Annotated in this window: 10 protein-coding genes; 2 read left to right on the forward strand and 8 right to left on the reverse strand. The window is 63.4% G+C overall.

Annotated elements, in window-relative coordinates:
- Positions 1 to 16 precede the first annotated feature (16 nt).
- A complete protein-coding gene (locus D1820_RS15750) occupies positions 17 to 1303 on the forward strand; it encodes a DUF874 domain-containing protein (RefSeq protein ID WP_096870615.1) in 1287 nt (428 codons plus the stop codon).
- A gap of 33 nt (positions 1304 to 1336) precedes the next feature.
- On the opposite strand, the gene D1820_RS15755 is transcribed toward D1820_RS15750, so the two are convergent.
- Entirely contained in the window at positions 1337 to 2701 is a 1365-nt protein-coding gene (locus D1820_RS15755; protein WP_118069706.1) for an oligosaccharide flippase family protein, read from the reverse strand.
- Positions 2702 to 2845: 144 nt separating this feature from the next.
- Between D1820_RS15755 and D1820_RS15760 the strand changes: the two genes are divergently transcribed.
- Positions 2846 to 4063 carry a glycosyltransferase family 4 protein gene (locus D1820_RS15760; RefSeq protein ID WP_118069707.1) on the forward strand — a complete coding sequence of 406 codons (1218 nt, stop codon included), beginning with the start codon at positions 2846 to 2848 and terminating at the stop codon, positions 4061 to 4063.
- A gap of 18 nt (positions 4064 to 4081) precedes the next feature.
- On the opposite strand, the gene D1820_RS15765 is transcribed toward D1820_RS15760, so the two are convergent.
- Genes D1820_RS15765 through D1820_RS15795 form a run of 7 tightly spaced genes read right to left on the reverse strand, consistent with a single transcriptional unit; the run spans position 4082 to position 21292 of the window.
- Positions 4082 to 4924, reverse strand: coding sequence for a glycosyltransferase family 2 protein (locus D1820_RS15765; protein ID WP_118069708.1), 843 nt, complete (start codon positions 4922 to 4924; stop codon positions 4082 to 4084).
- Complete coding sequence (locus tag D1820_RS15770; RefSeq protein WP_118069709.1) at positions 4921 to 7491, reverse strand: hypothetical protein; 2571 nt, start codon at positions 7489 to 7491, stop codon at positions 4921 to 4923. Before D1820_RS15770 ends, D1820_RS15765 begins: the two co-directional genes overlap by 4 nt.
- Positions 7488 to 8390 carry a hypothetical protein gene (locus D1820_RS15775; RefSeq protein ID WP_118069710.1) on the reverse strand — a complete coding sequence of 301 codons (903 nt, stop codon included), beginning with the start codon at positions 8388 to 8390 and terminating at the stop codon, positions 7488 to 7490. The genes D1820_RS15770 and D1820_RS15775 overlap by 4 nt, the downstream gene beginning before the upstream one ends.
- The gene (locus tag D1820_RS15780; protein ID WP_118069711.1) at positions 8387 to 9100 is read right to left on the reverse strand and encodes a 4'-phosphopantetheinyl transferase; all 714 of its coding nucleotides are present in this window, start codon (positions 9098 to 9100) and stop codon (positions 8387 to 8389) included. Before D1820_RS15780 ends, D1820_RS15775 begins: the two co-directional genes overlap by 4 nt.
- Positions 9097 to 13743 (reverse strand): MupA/Atu3671 family FMN-dependent luciferase-like monooxygenase, encoded by a 4647-nt coding sequence (locus D1820_RS15785; RefSeq protein ID WP_118069712.1) that lies wholly within the window; start codon positions 13741 to 13743, stop codon positions 9097 to 9099. Before D1820_RS15785 ends, D1820_RS15780 begins: the two co-directional genes overlap by 4 nt.
- Positions 13740 to 14810 (reverse strand): glycosyltransferase family 2 protein, encoded by a 1071-nt coding sequence (locus D1820_RS15790; protein ID WP_118069713.1) that lies wholly within the window; start codon positions 14808 to 14810, stop codon positions 13740 to 13742. Before D1820_RS15790 ends, D1820_RS15785 begins: the two co-directional genes overlap by 4 nt.
- Entirely contained in the window at positions 14807 to 21292 is a 6486-nt protein-coding gene (locus tag D1820_RS15795; RefSeq protein ID WP_118069714.1) for a type I polyketide synthase, read from the reverse strand. The genes D1820_RS15790 and D1820_RS15795 overlap by 4 nt, the downstream gene beginning before the upstream one ends.
- Positions 21293 to 21548 lie beyond the last annotated feature (256 nt).

The following is a 21548-nucleotide window of genomic DNA, read 5'->3' on the forward strand; positions in this document are numbered from 1 at the left end:
AACGACGAGCCAAGACATGGGACCTATCCGCACTCTGGATGACATATTGGATATGCTGCGTCGGCGCGCGTCGGTGATTTTCTGGGTCATCCTCCTTGGCGCCATGGTCTCGCTGTGGGTGGCGGCCAAGCAGCAGCATTTCTACGAAAGCTCGGCAGTCCTGCAGATCACCCGACCAAAGATCGCTGATGATTTGGCCAAATCCACCGTCGACGGGTCGTCCGCGCGTCGCTTGCAGCTGATCGAACAGCGTCTGATGGCCCGCGGGTCGGTTCTGGATATCATTGAGAAATTTGGCCTCTATCAGGACCTTCCGGGTCTGGTCCCGTCGGAGAAGGTGGCCCTGTTGCGCGAATCTGTATCGCTCACCGGGGTGGCCGCCGCGCGGGAGGGCTTTGCCGATGATGGCACGATATCGGTGCTGACCATCTCCGCCCTGATGCCGACGCCGGAGCAGGCACAGGCGGTTGCCAGCGAATTTGCCACCCGCACGATCGAACTCAGCCAAAGCTCCCGGATTGAGCAGGCCCGCGAAACCCTGACCTTCTTCGTGGATAAGGAAACCGCCCTCATCAGCGAGGTGGCTGAGCTGGAGAATGAAATCACCGCTTATCGCAATGCCAATAACGTCGCCCTGCCCGGCGGGATTGAGATGCGGCGGGAAGAGATTTCGACCCTGAACACCGGCCTGCTGGAGATCGAGCGCGAGCAGATCGAATTGCGCAGACAGGCGGACCAGACCACCTCGAACCAGCGACAAGCAACTGCACAGCGGATGCTCGAAGTTTTTGAAGAGAAACTTGCCACGCTTGATGCACAGCGGGAGTTGCTGTTGAACCGTCGCAGCGCTCTGGAGCGTTCGCTGGAAACCACCCCGGAGGTGGAGCGCCAGCTGGGTGTGTATGAGCGCCGGATGGGGCAGTTGCAGACCGAGCTTGAATTGATCTCCCAGCGCCGGACCGAGGCAGAGGTCGGCTTCCGTCTGGAGGCATCGCGCCAGTCGGAGCGTCTGACGGTGATCGAATCTGCACCGCTGCCGGATTATCCGGCCACCGGCGGGCGTAAGAAAAAGGCGCTGATGGGCGGGGTTGCCAGCATCGGATTGGCATTGGGCATCGCGTTCCTGCTGGAACTGCGGCGCCCGGTGTTGCGCAGCGTGGCACAGATGGAGCGGGAAACCGGTCTGACACCTGTTGTCGCCATCCCCTTTCTCGACACGTCCTCTAAACGCCGCGGCGTCTTTGCGCGGCTGCGCATGGCTTTGGGCGGGCGACGACGGTCCGGGACCGAGCCAAGCGGGTGAACTCAGCCACGCACCGTCGTCAGATGGCAGGCGTCACCCGACCGCGTTGATCATCTCCGCCAGCCGTCCCCAGTGCCACCAAATCGCCGACAGCCCAACGGTCGCTGCCAGGCCGGTGAACAATAGATCGTGCATCGGGTCCCAGACATGATGCTTGGTCGCCAGCCAGATCATCACCGGATAGGCCAGCACCATCGCCAGTGCGAGTGCGGCAATCCCGCCCGTTAGGCCAAACAGGATCACCCCGGCCAGAAACAGCCCCGTCTGCGCCAGCGCCCGCGCAGCGGTAAAGACAAAGAACGACCGGCTGTCCCCAGCAGCCAGCGCGGCCTGATCATAGGTCATGGTGATAACCGCAGGCACCATCGCAAGCGCAATCAGCACCACCATCGGGCCGGCATAGCTATAGCGCGCATCGTAGAGCAGATCGACAAGCCAAGGCCCCAGCCAGGCCATAGCCAGCAGGATAGTCAGGATCATCGCGCTAAGTCCGGCCCGCAGCTGTCGTTGTTTGCGACGGTATTCAGGCGCCGCATGCGCAGGCTTGTCCCGATAGACCGGGATCATCAGCCGCTGGTTCACCGCATGGCCCAGTGCCATCGGGAAACTCGCCAGGAAAAACCCGATATTATAAATGCCCAGCACATCCAGCGGGACAAATTTGCCCAGAATGGCCCGATCTCCTTGAGAGGTCAGAAACCAGAAGGCGGTGGAGAGAAAGATCCATTTGCCAAAATGCAGCAACTCCTTCAGCGCCTTGGCCTCCCAACGGAACTGGCTGCGCCGCCCCGGCAGTCCCAGATGCACAGCCAGCAGAAACGCCGCCGCCTGCAGAACGCTGCCCAGAACCAGCGCCAGAACCGACTGCGTCCACCAGGCCAGGAGGACCATGGCGCCAATGCCAATGGCCTGGCTGAGCAGCTCCAGCGCGGTCAGCCGCCCGACCAGAAGATGTCGATGCGCAGTCTCAACCCGGATCGGATCAAAGCCGTTGATCACCAGCGCGATCCCGGCAATCGGCAAATACCACAGCAGTTCGGGCGCCTCATAGAATTGCGACACCGGCCAGGCCAACAGAAGTGTCATCCCCCAGAGCGCGAAGCCGCGCGCCACCTGAACGCTCCAGGCCGTGTCGAGGAAATCCGGATCGTCACCGCGTTTGCTCTGGGCGATGGACGGCCCAATCCCCATGTCCGAAAACAGCGCCAGCCCGGTGATCACCACGCTGACCAGCGCCATCAGGCCAAACGCCTCTGGAAACAGCAGCCGTGTCATCACCAGATTGGCCGCCAGGCGCAGGGCCTGGCTGCCGCCATAGCCCATCATCAGCCACGAGGCCGAACGCAGCACGCGCGCTGCGAGGCTTTCACCTTGAAAGAGCGACAGGACTTGCTGCATCAATATCCTCGAAGTTTTGCGGTACACTTGCGACACTGATCCTCAAAGGCGTCAATTCCACGGCGCCTTCGCGGCAATGCTGGGCAAGCGCGGCAACTGACGATACCCTGCGATAACTCTTGCATAAAATGGGCCGTCGTCCTCGTGAAAATAGCGTATATTTTGAATACCTATCCGCAGCCGTCGCATAGTTTTATCCGGCGTGAGGTGCAGGCGCTGGAGCGTCAGGGGCACGAAATTCACCGGATCGCCATGCGCCGGTCCGGCGCGCCTTTGGTTGATCCCGGTGATCAGGCTGAGCAGGGCCGCACCACTTATGTGCTTGAGGCCGGAGCGCTGAAATTGGCCGCAGCCCTGCTGCGGTCCACCATCCGGGCGCCCGGTTCGGTGATATCTGCATTGCGTATGGCCTGGCGGCTGGGCGCTGCCTCGCAGGTTGGTCGATTGCGTCACCTGATCTATCTGGCAGAGGCGGCCTATGTCGCCGAGTATGCGGCCCAGCATCAAATCGCCCACCTACATGCACATTTCGGCACCAACGCCACAGCAGTGGCCATGCTGGCAGAGGCTCTGGGTGCGCCGGGTTACAGTTTCACCACCCATGGGCCGGAGGAATTCGACGCGCCCGTGCCGCTGTCGCTGGGGGAGAAAGTCGACCGCGCCAGGTTTGCCGTCGCCATCAGCAGTTTTGGCCGCAGTCAGCTGAGCCGCTGGGCTACCTTTGGCAGCTGGGAGCGACTGAAGGTGGTCCATTGCGGGATTGAACCTGCGCGCTTTGCCGATCCCACGCCTGTGCCTGAGGGGCCGCTACGGCTTGCTGCGATTGGTCGGTTTGTGGAACAGAAGGGCCAGATGGTGCTGATTGAGGCGATGGCGCAACTGGTCGCGGATTACCCCGACCTGCATCTGGCGTTGATCGGTGATGGTGACATGCGGCCCGATCTTGAGGCGGCGATTGACCGTCACGGGCTGGGCAATCACGTGACGCTGACCGGCTGGCTTTCTGAAGCCGACGTAAGAGGCGAGCTGGCGCGCGCGCAGACGCTGGTGATGCCGTCTTTCGCCGAAGGCCTGCCGATGGTGGTGATGGAAGCTATGGCCTCCGCGCGCCCGGTGATTGCAACCTATATTGCCGGAACCCCTGAACTTGTTCTGCCGGGGGAAACCGGCTGGCTGGTGCCAGCGGGGGATCCGGGCGTTCTGGCGCAGGCCATCCGGGATCTTGCCGCCACGCCCCATGCTGAGCGGGTTGCCATGGGACAGGCCGGGCGCGCCCGTGTGCTGCAACGTCACGACAGCGATGTCGAGGCAGCGAAACTGGCGCAGCATGTCCAAGCCGCCCTGCCACGGGACTCGGGCTAGGCCCTCGACCAGATATACCTATCGCCCACGGGTCCAGCGCGCCTCATTTCGGGTGCGAAACAGCGGTGATTTCACAGCCAGCGCCACGGCAGCATAGGTCATGAACCCCGCCGGATCACGTAGCGCCAACCGCAGGATTGCAGCTGGGTCAGGGCGGTGGACATCCTCATTGGCCAGCAGAGCGGGAAATCGTTCGGCAATCTCCGCCACTCCGGCATTCTGGCGCCTCCGCACCCGCACCAGATTGCGAAACCCCTCGATCAGCGGCCATTGGTAACTGGCCTGCACCCGGACCCGATCCGCCGGAGCAAAGCTAAGCCGGGCAAAGATATCGTCAGCAATGACATCCGGCCATTGCCCCCAGCGGGCCCGCCCGGCGCGGTTCATCGCAAAGAGGCCGAACCCCGGCACCCCTTCGCGCACAAAGGGCAGCTTTGCCCAGAACCGCCCATACAGACGGCTGACCTGGCTGCGGGCAGGGAATAGCTGCGGCGTGCCGCTGGCATAGCGTGGCTGATCCCCGGTCAACGCGGCGCAGATCTGCGCCATCAACGGGGGGGATACGATCACATCTGCATCCAGATAGACCAGAACAGATCCGGCGGCGCGCAATTCACCCTCTGCAAGTGCGCCGATTTTTCCGCCCTCGGGCCGGTCGATCACCGCACAGGTCCACCCCAGCGGCACCGCCACAGCACGCGCCTCCGCGACGGTGCTGTCGGTGCAGCCATTGGCGATCACCAGCACCTCCGCCTGTGCGCCCTTGGGCAACGGATCGCTCGCAAACAGCGCCGTCAGGCAGGCCCCGATATAGCCCGCCTCATTGTGGGCCGGGATCAGCACGCTTATGAACGGTGTCATTTTGCCGCCTCCAGCGCGCGCCAACGTGGGTTATCATCGCTCACATAGCGCAGGCTGCCCCAGCTGCCCCATTTACCGGGGGATGAGACATCCGAATAGGCGGTGAACAGGCGGCCGCCTATCTCCGGCCAGCCTGCCAGAAGACTGCGGTACAACGCGCCCATCTCTTTGGTGTAATTGAAGTGACTGAAGAACCCGGTCAGCATTTCATCATCCACCATCGCGCCCAGACCCACCACATGGCTGCCGCCCTCATACATGATCAGGTCAAGCCCATGCGCCTCAGCGACCTTGGCATGATAGGGCAGGACCCGCCCCAAAAGATCGCTGACAGTATCCTCAGAGCTGCCCGAGACAAGCCCGTCGTGCAGCTCTGCGGCGGCCAAGGCGCTGGCGGCATCATATTGGTGAGCTTCCACAAATGCCGCAGCCGCAGCTCCGCGCAGCCCCTTGGCCTCAGCTGTCGCCGCAGCCTGTTCCCGGCTTTGTGCGATCCAAGCGCGCAGGGTGGCCGCGCGGTCGGGCAGGCCAAGAATACCACCAAAGTAACCAGTCACCGCATAGGCATCAAAGAGGCGCGCGGGCGGGCGCCGTGCTGGGTCTTCGGCCACCCAAAGGGGCGCCGCCAGTATCTGCTCTTCCAGCCCCAACCAGCCGGTCTGGGTGGAGACCACACGCACCAGACGGTCCTCTGCGGCGTCGCCGAAGACATCGGTCCAGATCATCGCAACTTCGGCGGCGCGGCCCCCGTAGAACTGCATCCATAGATCCTGCCCACCCCAACGCGCACGCGCCTGATCATCGGCCCAGACCGCCTGTTCAAACTGCCAGTTCCAGACCTCGTTGGAGTATTCCACATAGGCGGTCAGGCCGGGGTCCAGTTGATCGCGGACCAGTCGCGCATAGTTGCGAACATAGATATCATCGGCCATATGCGGCAGCGTGAACCACGGATCGGCTTGCAGGTGATTGGCAAGTGCCACCAGCACCTCCGCCGGGGCACCCTGCGCGGTCCAACTGTAGTCCTCCACCCGCGGGCGGTCCTCCCATCCCACCTGAGTGCTGTCGTTGGTGGCCATCCAGTCCATGAAACGCAGCGCCGCAAACCCGCGCAACCGGGCGATCCAATCCGGGTTGAACAGCGCCCCCGCCTGCCAGTCGGGCAGGTGTTTTTCCATCACCACGGTGATGTTGCGCACATAGTCGCCGACCCCTTGCCGGTCACTGCGCTGAATGCGGATTTCAACCGCGCCGGGCCCCGGCGTGTAGTCAAAGCGGATTTCGCTTTTGCCGTAGCGGATGTTCCTTGCCCGACCCGTAACCTCAACAATCCCGTCGCCTTCAAACTGCAGCACATAGCGCCCGGTGAGGCTGCTGGCCTCTTCCGGCAGATCCGTGAGGATCAGGGTGCCGACCGAACCCAGTTCCGGCGGGATCGCAGTGGGCCAGCCGTCCGGATCGAGATATCCTGCTGCCGCCAGATCAGAGTAATCCGCGCCCCCCCATTGGCCTGCGATATGTCCAATCCAGGGGCGCGCGGTCTTGAAATGGTCAAGGAAGGGCGCCTGCGGACTCCAATCAGCGATAGAGGCAAGGTTCATCGCAATCGGCTGCTTGGGTACGTCGATCAAAGCAGGTTCTGCCCGCGTCGTGACAGCGTCGGTCGCAACGCTCTGGCTGGCCTGCACCGGCTGGTTCAAGGTGGGCAACACCGGATCCGAGGGCAGGGGCGGCGGATCCAAGGGCAGGGAAGCCCGTTGCACCCGCTCCCGTGCCGCATCCCAGGCGATCTCCTGCAGCCGTCGCGCCAGTGCGGGCGCGGGCGCCTTATAGCGACCGCCCCATGCTGAGCGCAGCTGATGCGGCAGGCCGACGGGCGACTGGCCGGTCAGCGCCGCATATTGCAGGGCAGAGAGGAAATAAAACCCCAGATCATTGGGGTGAATGTCGTCGGCGAAGACCTCCTCGATCCGGCTCAGGCCCGGCACGGTTCCGGCCTGAATGGCGTCATCCAGCCGGGCCATCGCCTGGCCCGCCTTCAGCAGCTTGATCTTGCCGCCGGTTTTGCGGTTCACCGTATCGACAACGCTCTGCCAGCGCGGCAGATCCGCCGACAAACGGTCGCGCCATGGCGTCGCCGCGCCCGCGTCAAATGGCACCTCAACCCCGGTGCCGCTGCTCAGACTGTGCCAGGTCTCCTGCAGATAGACCTCGACCTCGGGATTGGCACTATGGGCGAGGGTGTAGAACTCTGTCAGCGCCCCCTCGGTATCGCTCCATTTCAGATGGTTGGCGAGCGGGATCGCTTCGGTCACGATCAGAACATCTATGCCGTCGGCCAGCCGTGTGCGGGCGTTGATCCCCTCGGCCTGATCAGCATGGGCCCAATTATAGCTGAGCGGAGCGCCGTTGATGATCTGCGCCTCGACCGTGATGGTGTCCCCTGTCTGCCCGGCGGCAAGGGCGGGTTGCTGCGTCAGCAGCTGATCCAGCATCACTGGATTGTCGGGGCCGAACAGGGAATGGCCAACCATGACCACACTGGCGACCAGATCCGCCAGCGTCATGAGGACACACCGGTGCGCGGGTGGCTGGTGACCACCTGCCAGACGATGTTTTGCACTTGCCGCGCGGCTTCAGCACTTAAGGCATCGGCCGGCGTGCCATCGGCGCGTTGCAACTGATGGGGCAGGCCAACCGGGGAGCGCTGATAAAGTGTGCTGACATGGGTAAGGGCAACAATATAGGCCCCCAGGTCATTGATATGGATCTGATCCAGCGCCCCCTCCTCGGTGCGGGCAAAAAGGTCTTCGCGGCGGGTCAGCCCGTCGATCTGTCCGGCCTCAGCAGCGCGGACAACCGCCGCCATCACCTGGCCCGCAGGGATCAGATAGGCAGGGCGCTTCGGGTTGCGACGGCTGTCCGATCCAGCCAGCCCGCCAAGCCACAGCTGATCCAGATCGCCGTCAATCCGCGCCAGCCAGCCATCAGCCGTATCCAGCGGGTGCCAGGTTTCATAGAGATAGATCCGCGTCTGCGCGGCACCGGCGCGCGCCAGATCTGCCCAACGGCGAAAATACCGCGCACCCTTGAAGTAACGCAACGCATCGCGCAGCTCGACCATTTCGGTCAGCACAACGGCGTCATAGTCGCCCGATCCAATCGCCTCGCGCGCATCGCGCCAGACCGGAGGCGTGTTCACCTGATCGAAATGCAGGATCTCCAGATCCGGCTCCCAATGATCCTGCAAGGGCGTGCCGGAGCCAAGCTGGCTGTTATACCGATGCCCCTCCGGCGCCAGTTGTTGCACCATATGCGGCATATCCGGCCCAACCAGTGAGTGGCCAAGGTGGAACACCCGCATCGGCCCCTCCGGCGCGGTCAAAGGTGGCAGCGCGAAGGGGGTCGCCTGCGCGCCGATTGGCAACAGGGACAGAAGTGCCAGAAAACCACGCCGTCCGATCATCGCACCTGCGGCAGCTGTGCGGCGGTCGCGATCAGCCCCTCCCCGATGACAAATCGCCCCTCAATCCTGTCCCCTGTCAGGAAGGGCAGTTGATCAGCCGTAAACCGCGCAGAAAACTGCCCGCTGATCTGATCGGTGTCGTTTGCCATACGCATCTCCAGTTCCATCCCGTCAAAGCCGAAAAACCGCTCGCTCAGGCGATATTGGCATTTATACGCGGCTTCTTTGGCAGAAAATATCACTTTGGCCAGTTGGCCGGGGTTGGTCTGCTGTGCCAGCCAGAGACGTTCCGCCGGGCGGCAGATCTGCGGGATCAGATCATCGGCGAGCGGCGTGTCCTCCTCGACGTCAACGCCCAGTCCGCGCATCTGCTGCGGCAGGGCGGCGACGGCAACGGCGGTGCTGCGGCAATGGCTGATCGACCCAACCAGCCCGGGCGGCCAGATCGGCGCGCGTTTGGGGCCGACGGGAATTGCGCTGGGTGTCAGGCCCAGCGTTGCCATCGCCTGATGCGCCGCGGCACGGCCTGCTGCGAACTCCCGCCGCCGCTTCTCCACCGCGTTCGGCGACAGGCAGGCGGCCTCCTCAGGGAAGGGCGCGGGTGGATCGGCCTGCGGATCGCAGATCTCCACTGCAACGCCATCGTCAAACAGCGGGTGGATCAGCGCCCGGTGCTGCGCGCTGCGCAAGGATGGCTCAACCAGGGTCATCCGCTGCGGGCCTTGCGGTTGGCGCGCATTGCGCGGCGTTTGGACATCATGTCGGATTTCGCTGCGGCGTCGACGGCGGGTTCGGCCACGTGCTCCTCAGCGGGACCAGCGCCGGTCAGCGCGTCAACGTGGCCTGCCAATCCCGACAGGGTCGGGAAGCGGAAGATATCGGTGATCGACAGCTTCGGCACATCCAGCGCGCCGCGAATGTCGCGGTGGGCCTGTACCGCGAGCAGGGAATGGCCACCCAGGGTGAAGAAATTGTCCTCAGCCCCGATGCCGCTGACGCCAAGGATACCGCTCCAGATTTCGGCAATCTTGCTCTGTGCCCCGGCGCTAAGCGGCGCGTCGGAAGTGGGCACGGAAATCTGTACGGGTTTTGGATCGGGCAGCGCCTTGCGGTCGATCTTCTTGTTTGGGGTCAGCGGGAAGGCGTCGAGATGTTCGATATGGCTCGGCACCATGACCGCAGCCAGTCGCTGCGTGAGTGCGGCCTTCAGCGCCGCCTGATCCGGTGCCACAGGTCCGGTTACATAGGCGATCAGCCGGGTGTCACCAGCGGTTTCGCGGGCGATGACAACAGCCCCAGTGATTCCGTCTAGCGCCGCCAGTGCGGCCTCGATTTCGCCCAGTTCGATCCGCTGGCCGCGGATTTTGACCTGATGATCGCTGCGGCCCAGGAATTCCAGTTGCCCATCGCTGCGCCAGCGCACCAGATCCCCGGTGCGATAGAGATGGGTTGAGGGCACATGCGTCCCCGCATCGGCAAAGGGATCAGGAACAAAACGCTCCGCCGTGAGATCTGGGCGCTGCCAGTAACCGGCGGTCACACCGGCGCCGCCGATCAGCAATTCGCCGGGCACCCCAATCGGCTGCGGAGTCAGGCTGTTATTGACGACATAAACAGTCGTATTGGCAATCGGCGCACCAATTTGGGCTGTGCCCAAGGGCACCTCCGCAAGGGTCTGCATGGTCGACCAGATGGTGGTCTCTGTCGGGCCATACATATTGTGGATGTCGGCATCGGTTGTCGCGCGCAGGCTGGCCACCAAGTCGCCCGGCAGCGCCTCCCCCCCGATGAACAGATGCGAGAGCCGCCCCAGCACCGGGCGTGCATCGGCGTCCGCGGTGATCATCCGGGCCATCGACGGGGTGCATTGCATATGGGTGACGCCGTGGCGCAGGATCTGCGCCGCAAGCGAGACATCCTCCGCCGCCAGCTGTTGCGGGGCGTTGGCAAGGCGCAGCACCTCCGCAAGGGGTTTCAGCCCCTCCAGCACAATCTCCGGTGCAATGCCGTAGTCGATCAGGCAGGCGATCTCATCAACGCCGATCTGCTTGAGCTGCTCCACCCGCTGCAGGGCATCGGCAATGGTGCCAAACAGGCCAGAATCCTCAAAATACCGTTCAAAAGCAAAATCAAGAATGGCCTCCAGCTCCTCTGCCGACAGCATGCCGAGGTCCATTTCAAACGGGTTTTTCACCCCTTCCGGTTTTTTGAACGCAGGAAAGGCCCAGGCGTATTGCTTGATCAGACCAGCCGCCGCGCGCAGGTAATCCTTCATCGGTTCTCGGGCTGTGGCGCGGGCGTCTTCGCGGGTGCCCGCGAGATAGCTGTGCAGCATCAGTGTGACCTTGTGATCGCGCGGGTCATGACAGGCGGCGCGCAGGGCATCATGATAGATGGTGATTTTGCCCGCGACCTCCTCAATGCTTTGTCCCAGCAGATGGGTCAGCACATTAGCCCCGATACTGCCCGCCTCACGCCAGGTTTCGGGGTTGCCTGCCGTGGTGACCCAGACCGGCAGCTCCTTTGACACAGGGCGCGGCTGGGTCAGAACCGCGTGTTCGCCACCGTCCTTGCGCGGGAAGGCGACCTCCTCTCCGCGCCAGAGTTTCCGCACCGTCTCAATAGCCTCGAACAGCGCAGGCTTATTGGCGGGGGGCGTATTTTCGGGGCGCAGGATGAAGTCATCCGGCTGCCAGCCAGAGGCGAAGCCTATACCTGCGCGTCCGCCGGTCAGATTGTCGATCACCGACCATTCTTCGGCAATGCGGGCCGGGTGGTGCAGCGGCGCCACGCAGGACCCCGCGCGTACGCCGATATTTTTCGTCACCGCAGCCACCGCCGCGCCGGTCACTGCCGGGTTCGGATAGGGCCCGCCAAAGGCGTGAAAATGCCGCTCTGGCGTCCAGACCGCGTTGAACCCGTGCTGATCGGCGAATTTTGCCCCCTCCAGCAGCAGTTCATATTTGCGCGGGCCGGGGCCGTCGTCATTGCCCCAGTAAAACAGGTTGAAATCCATGCCGCGATCACTGGTGGCGACCGGGCCATTGGATAGCTGCAACCGCGCCTCATCACTGGACAGCACCAGTTTGAAGCCGCGTGACAAGGTCCAGAACAGTTCCAGCACCGAAATGTCGAACGACAGGCTGGTCACCGCCAGCCAGCAGTCCCCCGGCTGATGCGGGATGCGGTCATCCATGGCGGCAAAGAAATTCGCGACATTGCCATGCCGGACCATCACGCCCTTGGGCGTGCCGGTGGAGCCGGACGTATAGATCAGATAGGCCAGATCCTGTGGTCTGGGCGCTGTGGCAGGCGTTTCGGCCACAGTTTCGGCAACGGCGGAGACCTCGGGCAGGGCGTCAAGGCACAGGATGTCGGCTGACAGTTTGCCGGGCAGCTGGTCGCGGTGTCCGGTGTCGGTCAGGATCACGCTTGCGGCGCTGTCGGTGATGAAATGCGCGATGCGATCTGCCGGATAGGCCGGATCCAGCGGCACATAAGCCCCGCCTGCCGCCATCGTGGCGAGGGCGGCAATCACCAGATCAGGCCCGCGCCCAAGGTAGATACCGACATGGCTGCCCGGCTTCACTCCACGGCCACGCAGGAGGGCGGCCAGATGATCAACGCGAGCAGAGAGCTCGGTATAGGTCAGGCTCTCGCCCTCATAGACCAGCGCCGTAGCCTCCGGGGTTCGTGCAACCTGGGCTGCAAACTCCGCCGGTATGGTGCTTTGCCCGATGTCGGAACGGGCGGTGCTGTTCCAATCCACCAACATCTGTCGCCGCTCGGCCTCCGGCAGGATCGGCAAATCGGCGATGGTGCCATCGGAGGCCGAGGTCAGCGCGTCGATCAACAGTTCGGCCCGCCCCACCAGCAGCTCGGTCGCTTGCGCATCTACTCGGCCTGTATCGATGTGGAGGGCCAAAGCGCCCTCCGACAGGGACAGGGTCGCTGCACAACCGTCGATATGCTGCGCACGCCCCAGCATGCAGCCAATATCCGGACAGAGACCGCTGCCCCCGGTCTGTCGCAACTCCGGCGCACGGGCAACAAGATCAGCAGGAAAACCGCCGCTGCTTCGGGTGCTGCCCAGCTCCGCAGTCAATTCGGACCGCAGATCGTCCAAGGGCGCATCGCGGCGGGCCTCCACCGGCACCCAGTGACAGATCAGCCCCGCGATGGCAGTCTCCTGCAGCGCATCCGTGCTGAGCGCGATGCCAGCAGCCTCCGCCCCGGAGCTGGATAGCATGAGGGCAAGGGCGACGCTCAGCACATCGACCTCTGTCAGGGGCGCGTTGTTGGACAGCGTGAGGTGGTTGATTTCGGCTGCACCATCAGCTGCCGGACCTGCCAAGGGCAGATCCACAGCGGGCAGGGCCGCCAGCGCTTTGCGCCATTTACCCTCGCTGCCCTGCGTCGCGGCCAATTGCCGGGTCAAATCGCGGCGGGCCGCTGCATCAAGGGACGGAAGACTATCCCCGGTTTTGACGTGATCAGCAGCGCTGATCGGGCGCCCGTCGCAGTGGTGCAATCCGCCAATCCGCAGCGCGCCATGGCCGCAGGCCAAGGTCATCGTCGTGCCGTCCACGCTCAGTACGGTGCCCGGCGCGCCGGATCCCTCTACGATCTCTGCGGTGCCGATCAACGCTACTGGCGCATCGCTGTTCTCAGGTAGTTGGACCTTGGCAGCACAAAGCGGGTTCCAGTACCCGTTGAAATCAAGGGCGCGCACCAGCCGCTGCAAGTCCGCTGCGGATTGCGACAGATCCAGCAGTGCACCCGCTTCGGGCCGGTCAGCGCGTGTATAGAGCGTGCGGGTGCTGAAATCCTGCGCCTGCCGCGCCAGCGTGCCGGTTTCTAGCTGCCCCAGCACATCGCCGAAGCTGTCCATCGCGGCGGCATAGCATTTGGCGTTGAGGCTATAGGCGGTTTCATCCCCGGCAATCGCAAACAGGCGCTGGGCGAGGATATCACCCTCGTCCACGCCGCCCTCGATCATGTGCCAGGTGATCCCGTAACCCTCCGCCCCTTCAATCAGGGCCCAGTTGGGGGTGTTGAGACCGGCATAACGCGGCAGCGGGCCGTCGTGAAAATTGACGCCGCCCTTGCGCGCGCGGGCCAGCACGCTGTCGGGGATGATCTCAAGGTTGGCGATGGACAGCAGCCAGTCCACAGACCCATCAAAATCGCGCGCGTCTTCAAGCACAGTCAGGCCCTTGTCAGCGGCCCATTGGCGGATTTCGGCGTCTTTTGTGACCACGGCGGCGATGCGGTGGCTGCGGGCCAGCAATGTGTCCGCGCAGGCGACAAGCAGCGATTTATTGCCAAGAACGATACAGGAGAATGGGGTCATTTCTGCTCCTCCGGTTGAGACGGGGTCTGGCGCGGTTCCATAGGTTGGTTTTTTCGACGGCGAAAGATCGCGCGGCTATGATGAACGATCAGATCTCGCAGAAAATAGGGTGGATCGGAGGCGGGTTTGTCCGACACCAGCCGCCGCAGCCCGTAGAGCAGGCTGCCGCTGATCAGTGCCAATGTGGCCCCGACCGTGTAAGCGCGCCCATGGGTGCTGAGAAAGTAATGCAACCGGCTGTCGAACCAGTATTGCGGGGTGCGCCGCCAGTCTTTCATCCCGGTTGAGGCGGATCCCACATGGGCCACCTCGCTTTCCGGCAGGTAGTGCGTGCTCCAGCCAGCGCGGGCGGCACGGTGGCACAGTTCAGTTTCCTCAAAGTAGAGAAAGAACGTCTCGTCAAACCCGCCTACCGCATCAATCACTTCGCGCCGGATCATCAGACTGGCACCAGCGGTCCAATCCAGCTGTGTCGGGGTGGTGGGGATTTCCATCGGCACCACGGCATCTTTCAGCAAGCGCGTCACGATGCCGGTTCGCACCGAGGATTCAAACTCCCCCGCGATGGTGGGAAAGCGAAAGGCGGTACAATGGGGCGTTCCATCGGTGCCGCGCACGTAAGAGCCGACCAGGCCGGCGCCGGGGGTCACTTGCAGAAAATCTCGCAACGCGCGGATCGCGCCGGGTTGCACAAAGGCGTCCGAGTTCAGCAGGTAGTAGAACTCCGGGGCGCTGCCATCGCATAGGCCAAGGCGAAAGCCGATATTCATGCCCGCGCCAAACCCGCCATTGCGGTCGCTGGCGATCAGACGCAGGCGGCCGCTGTCGAGCCAGCCGCGCGCCTGCACCGCCGTGAGCAGCTGCTCATAAGAGCCATCGGCGGAGCCATTGTCGATGATCACCACTTCACCGGGCAGCTCTTCCATCTGCTCCAGCGCAGCGGCGGCGCAGTCCAGCGTCATCTGAGGTGTTTTGTAGTTCAGGATGATGGTCAGAATGCGCGCATTTGTATCGCCGGAGACGACGTCTACAGGCGGCGCGGCGGAGGGGGCGGTGGTGTTGGTCATTCCGCCGCCTCCGCGGTGCTGCGGGCCAGCGCTGCGGCGTCGGCGGCATCCAGTCGCGCCTTCACCTCTCCAGCCAGCACACTGACATTGGGCACCAGAACCATACTGTCGTGATCGCCGGGCACCTCGACCACCTCAACGGCAGGGGCCCAACGGGTCCAGTCGTTGTCATCAAAGACATATTCCCGCTCGCGGCTGACCCAATTCCCGGCAGAGACCTGCCAGTGCCGGTCAAGTGGCGGGCGGAACAGTGTCAGTGGCCCGGACCACGGACGTAGATCATAAGCGGGCAGGGCGGCGCGGAAGGCCAGTTCGACCTTGCGGTTGTTGAACACTGGTGCGGCGCTGTCGCCGCTTGCAGCATAGCGGCGTTTCTCGATCTCCCAGGTGATGCGATTGGTGATCCATTCGCCCAGATAGCCGATCCCCTTGCTGCGCAGTTCGGCCCATTTGATCAGCGCCTTGTCGCGGCGCGTCAGCTCTGGACGCAGCGGGAGCGGCGTGTCCAAGAGGATCAGAGCGGCCGTCCCTTCACCTTCGGCCTGCAGTTGCTGGGCCATCTCATAGGCGGTCAACCCGCCGCCGGAGAACCCGCCCAGCAGATACGGCCCCTCTGGCTGGACGCTGCGGATCTCCGACAGATAATCACGTGCCGCTGCATCCAGACGATCATGCGGCGCATCCTCGCCGATCAACCCTCGGGCCTGCAGCCCGTAAACGGGACGGTCCTTGCCAACCATCAGGGCCAGATGACGCAGGTTCAGCACGTTGCCAAACATGCCCGCCACCAGGAAGAACGGTCGCCGCCCTGTGCCATCACCGGGGTGTAGCTGGACCAGATGGGTGTAGCTGGGGGTCTCAGCAGCGGTGTCACCCGCGCTCTCAACCGGGGTCTCGGTGGTGAGACCGCCACCGGTGCGCGCAATCACCAGCTCTGCCAGCTTGGCAACAGAAGGGGCCTCAAACAGGGTGGAGATCGCCAGATCCACACCAAAGCTGCGCTTGATCTGCGCAAACAGCCGGACCGCGATCAGAGAATGGCCGCCAAGGTCAAAGAAACTGTCCTCGACCCCGACCTGCGTCACGCCAAGGAGACGCGCGAACTGAGCGGCGATATCTTCTTCCACCGCATTGCGCGGGGCGAGGTACTCGGTGTCCAGCTGTGGTCGCTCAAAGCTCTGGTTGGTGTCGGCATTCTGCGGGGGCGGCTGATCGGCTTGCGCCATCAGATCCGGCAGCGCCAGTGACGAGACCACCACCTGCGACAGCCCGGTGGCGAGCGCCCGGCGCAGCGCCTCGGGACCGTCCTCGGCACGGATCCCTTGGGCGATATTGCGGTGAAGGCGCCGTTCCTCCAGCGACAAGGGCTGCGCGCTGCCGGGGGTGGTCAGGCCCAGATCCTCAGCGCTGGCGTCTGCGCCCTCTGCCAGGGTCAGATTGGTCGCACCGGGCAGCTGCTGCATTTGAAACCCACGCATTTCTGCGACCACAGTGCCATCCGTAGCGGCCAGCGTGATGTCGAACCGCGCGCTATTTGCAGAGCTGTCGACCAGCCGCATATGGCTCAGCAGCTCAATCGGCAGCGGCGCGAAGATTTGGATGCTGTCATAGGACACCGGCACCCAAAGCGCGCTGCCCCGATAGGTGGGGACCAGATCAATGGCCCAGCCGGTGGCCAGATCCATCAGCCCGGGGGGCAGAAGGGTGCCATCTTTTTCGGCAATCTGCGGTAGCTTCAGTCGGGCAAGACCTTCTGCGGTTCCATGACGGACCTCTTCCAGAACGTGCCAGCGTAGACCGAATTTCAGATGTGCTTCCTGCGGTGTTTTCAGCCGCTCCGCCGGAGTGGTCTCCGATACCTCCGGCATCCGAAGCCTCAGTTTAGGGATATCGACCAGCGCTTGCGTGTCCCTGTCAAGATTGGTGTCCAGCAGCGCCTGTACATGCAGCGCATAGCCTTCCGCCGTACGGCTGTAGACCGCAAAATCGTACCCCCGCTCCACCGGAGTCAGCCGGACGATCATATCGCAGGGCGTTCCTGCCACCACCAGAGGCCGCAAGAAATAGAGATCGCGCAGCGCAAAAGGCGCGTCATGGCCCAGCTCTGCCAGCGCCTCAGCGGCATATTCGATATATCCGGTGCCGGGGATCAGCGCGGTGCCATCCTTGGTGCGATGCTCATCCAATATCCACTGATCACTGCTCAATCGGCGGTGAAACAGCAAACTGCCGTCACGGGCAAACTGGCGGCTGTCAAACAGCGGTTGATCGCAGGGGATGGGGTCGCTGTCCGCCTCGGGCTTGTGTGCGCCGAGGGCCTCCGCCGCCATCCCGACGTCCGCCCAGACGCCCCAGTCCACGGCCACCACATGCGTTCTCTGATCTGGGGAGGCAAGGGCGCTGCGATGTTTGGCAAAGGCATTGAGGTATTCATTGGCAGCCACATAATCGACCTGACCAATCGGGCGCGTCACCGTCGAGGAAGAGGAAAACAGGACCATCAACTCCAGCTGATCTGCGCCGAAGATGGCGTCGAGCACTCTGAGCCCGCTGACTTTGGGAGCCAGAACTTGAGCGATATCCTCTTCTGTTTTGGCCAGAACCGGCGCATCGTTGATCTGGCCGGCGCCGTGGATGACGCCGGTGATCGGGCCAAAGATCTCCTCGGCCGCTGCAACAGCGGTGCGCATTTGCTCGCTGTTGCAGACATCTGCGGCCAGCGGCAAGACGCGGCCTTTCCCAAGTGCGTCCAGCGCCTTCACGGCGCGGATGCGTTGCGCGGTTGTATTGGCCGGGCTGTGACGATTGAGATAGCTGTCCCAATCGTCGCGCGGTGGCAACCCGCCGCGCGAGATCAGCACCACATTGGCGTCAAAGCTTTGCATCAGATCCGCCGCAATCGTGCGTCCGATGCCGCCATAGCCACCGGTGATCAGATAGGTACCACTTTCGCGGAAGCCAGGATGCGACGATGCAGGCGCACCGTCTGGCAGTGCCACTGGGCGCCACCGCAAGGCATAACGCTTGTCACCGCGCCAAAGTGCCGTGTCATTCGCAGGTTCCGCCAGCACCTCCTCCAGCAGGCGGTCAGTGATTGACATCGGAGCCTGATCCGACAGCCAGCGACGCAGGCCATTGGGGCGGGTTGGCAGTTCGATATCGACCGTGGCGCAGGTCAGGCCGGGGATCTCGCGCGGCAGCACGCCCACAGGGCCGGCAATCATCGCTTTTTCCGGGTAGGGCAGCGGCTCATTGCGCAGCTGTGCCGCCCCGGTGGTAAAGACCGTCATATGCAGGGGATGCGACAGGTCGATCTGGGCCAGTGCCTGCCCCAAGGCGGTCAGCGCATAAAAGCCCATCTCCAGATTGCGATCAAAAAAGGAAGCGCCGGGGCGGAAGCTCTCGCCCTCAGTGACCAGCCAGAAATGGCCGATGCGACTGGGTAGCAGATCCGCCAGCGCCAGATCGGCAAGCAGCGCATCATAGCCCGCGCGCCCCTGTTCCGGGGCCAGCATATAGCGGCTCTCGCTCAACTGGGCATAGGTGTCGCCGGGGGTGACCCGCACCACCCTGTGCCCTGCCTGTTCCAGTCGCGGGGCCAGATCTGCGCAAAGCCCGGTGTCATCCTCAAACAGCAGCCAGGTTTCAGGCTGCTGATCCAGTTCGGTGGTAACATCAAGATCGCAGCTGGCCAGCGCCGGTCGCCAGCTGGGGCGCGATCCCCATTGTGACATGTCTTCATGGCGCTGCGGCGCGCTGACTGCTGTGTCCGCAGCGGCCGGGGCGGCGGGTTCGATGAAATAGCGGCTGCGCTGAAACGCATAGGTTGGCAGCGGCAGACGCTGGCGGCGGGCATCGCCCCAGATCTGATCCCAGTCCGCCTCCAGCCCAGCAGCCCAGAGCCGTCCGATCACGCCAAAGAAATAGGCATCATCGGCCATCATCTGGTCGGGATGACGCAGTGAGCTGAGCACCTGACCGGGCTTGATCGCCGGGGCCATCTGCGCCAGCGAGGACAAGGCCTTGCCGGGGCCAACCTCAAGATAAAGCCGGTTCGGTTGCTCGGCGAGCGTGTCGAGGCAGGCGGAAAACATCACCGTATTTCGCAGCTGACCGACCCAATACTCGGGGTCGGTGGCGTCGGCGTCACTCAGGATCTGGCCGCTGCGGTTGGACAGGATCGGGCGGTCCGGTGCTGTCAGGGTCAAACCGCGCAGGAATTGGCGATACTCCTCCAGAATACCTTCGAGCATGCGGCTGTGGGCGGCAATGTCGATCTGGATGCGTTGGTGATCCACCTCATCTGCCGTCAGCTGCGCCGCCAGCGCATCTAGTGCGGCCTGTGGTCCAGAGACAGCTGTGAGGCGGGGGGCATTGACGCTGGCAATGTCCAGATCCGGCGACAATCTGGCCTCAACCTCCTCCACCGGCAGCGAGATCGACAGCATGCCGCCGGCGGGTACCTTGTCGAACAGTCGCCCACGCAGCAGCACCAGATCGATGCAATCCTCAAACGACAGCACCCCGGCCAGACAGGCTGCGGTGTTCTCCCCCATGGAATGGCCCACCAGCGCGGTAGGGCGCACGCCCCAGCTGATCCACAGTTGCGCCAGCGCAAATTCAACGATCATGATCAGCGGCAACTGCACGGATGGCTGTTGCAGGCGCGCATTTGCGGCGTCCTCCTGCCCCGGCTCCGGCAGCCAGAGCGCGCGAATGTCATAGTCCAGCTGGCTCTCAAGGTGATCCAGACCCCGGTCCATCCAATCGGCAAAAACCGGTTCGGTTTCGTAGAGGTCCCGCGCCATGCCCGCATATTGCGCGCCGCCGCCGGGGAACATGAAGACCACCTCAGGGGGGCGTTCGGCGCAATCATGGTCAAACACCCGCCTTGGATCGCCCGCGTCCAGCAGGGCGGCGGCTTCCTCAGGGGTTTCGGCGACCAATGTCCGACGCTTGGCAAAGCCGCGGCGGCCTTCCTTCAGCGTGTAGGCCACATCCGCCAGTGGCAGATCGGGATTGGCGCGCAGATGGGCGGCCAGGGCCGAAGCATTGGCATTGAGCGCTGCTTTTGAGTGGCCAGACAGACAAAGCACCTGAAACGGGAAATCGCTCTCATCCGAGGCGGGGCGGGGGGCGGCTTGTTCCAGCACCGCATGGGCGTTGGTGCCGCCGACCCCCAGCGCGTTGATCGCAGCACGGCGTGGACCTTTGGCAGAGGTCCAGTCGCGCAAGCGGTCGTTGACTACAAAGGGTGAGGTTTCAAAATCAATGGCCGGGTTGGGCGCCTCATACCCCAGGCTGGGTGGGATCTGGCCATGGTGCAGCGCCAGCGTTGTCTTGATCAGCCCGGCCACACCGGCGGCCGTATCCAGATGCCCGATATTGGTCTTCACCGAGCCGATGCGGCAATAGCCGACCGCCGGCGTGGTCTCGCGGTAGGCTTCGGTCAGGGCCGTGACCTCAATCGGGTCACCCAGATAGGTTCCGGTGCCGTGGCATTCGACATAATCGATGGTATCCGGCGGCGTCTCTGCCGCGCGCAGCGCCTGTCGCACGGCGCTGGCCTGCCCCTCGACCGAGGGGGCGAGATAGCCGGCCTTATCCGCACCGTCATTGTTGATCGCCGAGCCCTTGATGACGGCCCAGATGTGATCGCCATCCGCCAGCGCGTCCTCCAGGCGGCGCAGCGCAACCGCCCCCGCGCCGGAGCCAAAAACGGTCCCCTGTGCGCGGTGGTCAAACGCATGGCAGTGGCCGTCCGGTGACAGGATCTCGTTCTCCTTGAACAGATAGCCGCGGCCCTGCGGCAGCTCAATCGTGACGCCGCCGGCAAGAGCCATCTCACACTCGCCCTCGCGCAGGGCCTTACTGGCGTAATGCACTGCCACCAGCGAGGTCGAGCAGGCGGTCTGGATGTTGACGGACGGGCCTTTGAGGTCGAACACATGGCTGACGCGCGTGGATAGGAAATCCTTGTCGTTGCCGGTGTGGCGCAGCAGGAACATACCGACATCATCGACCAGCGGCCTGTTGGAGCAGATGTTGAAGTAGAAATAGCTGCCCATGCCGCAGCCGGCATAGACGCCGATCGGACCATCAAGGCTTTCGGGTGGATGACCGGCATCCTCCATCGCGCCCCAGGCAACCTCCAGGAATTTGCGGTGTTGCGGGTCAAGGATCGCGGCTTCTTTCGGGCTGAAGCCGAAGAAGTCGGCGTCAAACTCAGCGTAGCCCTCCAGCGCTGCGGTGGCGGCAACATAATTGGGGTCGGACAGTGTCTCAGGGTCTTCGCCTGCGGCTAAGAGGTCGTCTTCGCTGACAGGGCGGATCGATTCCACGCCGTCGCGCAGATTTTGCCAGAATGCGCCGTGGGACTGGGCGCCCGGCACGCAAAGTGACATGCCCACAATGGCAATATCCCCGCTGTAACGCGCGGCATCAAACGGAGTGCGATCCGTGGTTTTCCCAGATGTCTTCAATTGCCCCAATCGTCCTCAAATCATGTGCCCGGCCGTGAACGCAGCACCGGACATAGCCCCAACCAATTAACAACACTGACCACCCTATCTGGGCGGCCCTGCAACAGTGGCACGAATTGGTCCCCAATCTGTGAACAGGGCGTTCGCCCGCTGGCCCCCAAGCCGACGGAAAACCCTGTTCGCAATGTGAACCCTGCAAAAGATATACGGTATCGTTAGGGACGGATTGTGTCCAATCCCGCCAAAATTGCGAAGA

It is taken from the genome of Phaeobacter sp. LSS9 (assembly GCF_003443595.1).
GTDB lineage: Bacteria > Pseudomonadota > Alphaproteobacteria > Rhodobacterales > Rhodobacteraceae > Phaeobacter > Phaeobacter piscinae.

Coding starts and splice junctions, on each gene's coding strand:
- D1820_RS15775 (WP_118069710.1), bottom strand. CDS start 8,390: ATGATCGGACGGCGTGGTTTTCTGGCACTTCTGTCCCTGTTGCCAATC.
- D1820_RS15765 (WP_118069708.1), bottom strand. CDS start 4,924: ATGACACCGTTCATAAGCGTGCTGATCCCGGCCCACAATGAGGCGGGC.
- D1820_RS15770 (WP_118069709.1), bottom strand. CDS start 7,491: ATGACGCTGGCGGATCTGGTCGCCAGTGTGGTCATGGTTGGCCATTCC.
- D1820_RS15750 (WP_096870615.1), top strand. CDS start 17: ATGGGACCTATCCGCACTCTGGATGACATATTGGATATGCTGCGTCGG.
- D1820_RS15785 (WP_118069712.1), bottom strand. CDS start 13,743: ATGACCCCATTCTCCTGTATCGTTCTTGGCAATAAATCGCTGCTTGTC.
- D1820_RS15755 (WP_118069706.1), bottom strand. CDS start 2,701: ATGCAGCAAGTCCTGTCGCTCTTTCAAGGTGAAAGCCTCGCAGCGCGC.
- D1820_RS15790 (WP_118069713.1), bottom strand. CDS start 14,810: ATGACCAACACCACCGCCCCCTCCGCCGCGCCGCCTGTAGACGTCGTC.
- D1820_RS15780 (WP_118069711.1), bottom strand. CDS start 9,100: ATGACCCTGGTTGAGCCATCCTTGCGCAGCGCGCAGCACCGGGCGCTG.